Below are 2,074 nucleotides of genomic sequence, written 5' to 3'. Positions count from 1 at the left end.
GGCAGCGGCGCGGTGTCGGGTGGCGGCGGGGGGACGGACGTGTAGGCGGGCCCGGTCGGCGGCGGCGCGGGGACCGGTGGTGGCTGCCAGGCCTGCTGCGGCCACTGCCACTGCCCGCCGGTGGGCTGCCCAGTCATGTCGAGGTCCTCCTGCCGTCCGGTACCCCCCGGTTCGTAGCGTGCTTCGTGCTCAACGAGCCACCGGGCCCAACGGGCGCGCCGAAGCCAGGACATGACCCGGAAGAGGGTTCCGGACGGGCGCCGATTGCCGCCGCGCCACATATTGGGGGCATGGAGACCAACAGCACGTCCGGCCCTCTGGTCGATGTCGCGGAGTTCCGCACCGACAGCCGCTACCGGCTGGTCCACTTCGAGGGCCACGGCTGGGAACCGCTGGCGCCGGAGGAGTTCGAGCCCCGGATCCACGAGCTCTTCCCCGACCTCGACCCCCACGACCCGCAGCGCGTCCACTGGGCCGACCGCCCGTGGGAATGGCCCGCCTGGCACCCCGGCGAGGCCTGAACCCGCACCGGGCCGTGCCTCCCGCATGATCCGGCCCCAGGGCCGTGGCACTAGGCTGTCCGGGTGAGCGACCACTTCTGGCGGCGCCTGCCCGGGCAGGCCGTGGACGCGAGCTCGCCGACCGAACTCGGCGCGCTCGTCCCCTCCCGGTACGACGCGGGCTTCGCCGAGCTGACGGCCGCCGGGCTCGCCCTGGCCGTGCGGCGCACGGCGCGGCTGATGGCGCTCGCCCTCACCGAGAACGGCCTGCACCCCGACCCGGCCGCCCGCCTGCCCCTCCACGGCGGCGCGCCGCGCCCGGTCGGGGAGCCCGACGTACAGGTGCTGCGCCCCGAACAGGTCGCCGCCGCCTCGGTGTTCCTGCGGGGCTCGGCCCTCGGCGAGCTGGTCCGTCAGCAGGATGCACTGCTCGCGCGGACGGTCGTCGCGCTCGGCTTCGTGACCCCGTGGTCCGAGACGCTCGCCGCCGAGGTGGTCGCCGACCTGCGGGAGCTGCGGGACTTCTTCGCGGACGCGGCGGCGGCCGGCGACGCGGTGATCATGCGGGGGGGGCGTTGTGAACGGGCCTGCGGGCACGGCGGGTTACGGTGCGGAGGCGCACGCGCTGGCCGTCCAGTACGAGAGCGTCACCTTCGCCGAGGTGCACCGCGAGCTGCTGCACCTCTTCCCGCCGCCGCCCGCCGCCGTCCTCGACATCGGCGCCGGCACCGGCCGCGACGCGGCGGCGCTCGCCGCCCTCGGCCACTCGGTGGTCGCCGCCGAGCCGACGCCCGAACTCCGGCTCATCGGTGAGGAGTTGCACCGCGATTCCGGTGTCGCATGGGTCTCCGACGCGCTCCCGGAGCTGCCCTCCCTGCGCGGTGCCGGGCCCTTCGACCTCATCCTCCTGACGGCCGTCTGGATGCACCTCGCCCCTGCCGAACGCCCGCCCGCGATGGCCTCGTTGGCCCGCCTTCTCGCCCCCGGCGGCCGGGTGATCCTGTCGCTGCGCCACGGACCGGTGCCGCCCGGCCGCCGCATGTTCGACGTCCCGCCCGAGGAGACCGTCGCCCAGGCCGCCACCAGCGGCCTGCACCCGATCGGCCGCATCACCCGCCAGGACCTCCACGCCCGCCCGGGCGTCCACTGGACGATCCTCGCCTTCGAATCGGCGGCCTGACGCGCCCGTCTCCCCCAGGAAGATGGGATGTCGCCGCCGCGCCGGCCACTGCGACGATTCGGTACACGAAGCCGAACATCCGACCAGGCCAGGAGGGTTCACCACTCATGCGCATCCGTCGATTCGTCACCGCCGCGGCCCTCGCCGCGACCCTTTCCCCGCTGCTGCTCCTGACCGCCGCGACCCAGGCCGAGGCGAGCGGCCCCTGGCAGCCGACTCGGCGGCAGCAGTGCGAGGCGGCCTGGAACGTCAACTACTGGTCCGGCGGCGTCTCCTTCGCCCGGGGCCAATGGCGCGCCTGCATGGCCGCGTGAGGATCCCGGGGATCCCGGGGTGCTGCGGCGCAGGAAGTCGGGCGGGGCGGCATGCTGCGGGGGGCGGGGGGGTGGGCGTG

3 protein-coding genes are annotated in these 2,074 nt (G+C 75.2%); all 3 read left to right on the top strand.

Annotation, left to right across the window (positions count from 1 at the left end):
- Positions 1 to 290 precede the first annotated feature (290 nt).
- Positions 291 to 521, top strand: coding sequence for a hypothetical protein (locus tag AB0O00_RS37005; RefSeq protein ID WP_363659087.1), 231 nt, complete (start codon positions 291 to 293; stop codon positions 519 to 521).
- A gap of 556 nt (positions 522 to 1,077) precedes the next feature.
- Positions 1,078 to 1,680, top strand: a complete 603-nt coding sequence (locus AB0O00_RS37000; RefSeq protein ID WP_363659086.1) for a class I SAM-dependent methyltransferase — start codon at positions 1,078 to 1,080, stop codon at positions 1,678 to 1,680.
- A 107-nt stretch (positions 1,681 to 1,787) separates the two neighbouring features.
- Positions 1,788 to 1,994, top strand: a complete 207-nt coding sequence (locus AB0O00_RS36995) for a hypothetical protein (RefSeq protein ID WP_363659085.1) — start codon at positions 1,788 to 1,790, stop codon at positions 1,992 to 1,994.
- The last annotated feature ends 80 nt before the right edge of the window (positions 1,995 to 2,074 follow it).

The sequence above is a fragment of the Kitasatospora sp. NPDC093558 genome (assembly GCF_040683475.1).
Lineage (GTDB): Bacteria > Actinomycetota > Actinomycetes > Streptomycetales > Streptomycetaceae > Kitasatospora.
The sequence above is the reverse complement of the archived record's forward strand: the minus strand, read 5'-3'. Positions and strand labels throughout refer to the sequence as shown.

Coding starts and splice junctions, on each gene's coding strand:
- AB0O00_RS37005 (WP_363659087.1), top strand. CDS start 291: ATGGAGACCAACAGCACGTCCGGCCCTCTGGTCGATGTCGCGGAGTTC.
- AB0O00_RS36995 (WP_363659085.1), top strand. CDS start 1,788: ATGCGCATCCGTCGATTCGTCACCGCCGCGGCCCTCGCCGCGACCCTT.